General features: G+C 39.1%; 1 protein-coding gene. It reads right to left on the bottom strand.

Features of this window, described 5'->3' with window-relative positions; translation table 11 throughout:
- Positions 1 to 887 (bottom strand): cytochrome P450 (locus tag ACQ96U_RS27100; RefSeq protein ID WP_431724398.1); only part of this gene is annotated, 887 nt, incomplete at both ends.

The raw sequence follows: 887 nt of genomic DNA, 5'->3' as shown, positions 1-887 counted from the left end.
TCTTTGCGATGGATATTAAATATATGAGGAGACTCAAAAATACGTGGATCTCGATTAGCGGCACCAAGACATAGGCCAATATTATCATTGGCATGAATCTCTACTCCGTGAATTTCAAAGTCTTTCGCAGCTCGTCGATATGTCATTTGAACAGTTGCAGAGTGGCGAAGGCTTTCTTTAAACGCTTGAGGAACAAGGTTTAGATTGGCTTTAACTTCTTCAAATTGTTCTGGGTGAGCACAAAGCAATCGAATGGTATTAATAATTGAGTTAGGTGTTGTCACAATTCCAGCGACAATAATAACCTTGAGGTTTTCTAACAGCATTCTTTCAGGTTGCTCATCATTTTCATCAAAAGCCGTTTTTATCCAGTGACTGAGTAGATCATTGCTTGGATTTATACGTCGATCTATCACGATGGATCGAATATAATCCAACACAGCTTCATTGAGTTTTAGGTAATGTTCTATCGTTCCTTGTGGATCACTAATCATGGATTGAGACCTAATAGCAAGTAAAGCGTCAACCCAGAGAAAAAATAGCTCCCCATCAAACTTCGGGGGCCACATATATTCTCTCAAAGCTCGTATCGCAAAAGGCTCTGCAAACTCATATCTCAACTCAACTTGGTTTTGTGGATTTATTTTATCAAGCATCTCAGAAACAATTTTTTGTAAACGAGGACGAAATTGATTGATGGCGGCACGTGTAAATTGTGGTTGAAACAAGCCACGCACACGTGTATGTTCTGGCTGCTCCATATAAACAAAGCTTAGTGATTGATGAGCGCCTATTTCTAATATTTGTTCTTTACATGAAGGGAACATTTCAGCAGCTTGATGTAAAAAGCTTTCTTGCGGTATTGTGAATGATGGTGTTGCAAGCGA

Source organism: Zooshikella sp. RANM57, assembly GCF_050749885.1.
Lineage (GTDB): Bacteria > Pseudomonadota > Gammaproteobacteria > Pseudomonadales > Zooshikellaceae > Zooshikella.
Note: the sequence above shows the minus strand (reverse complement) of the source record. Positions and strands in the feature narration are given on the sequence as shown.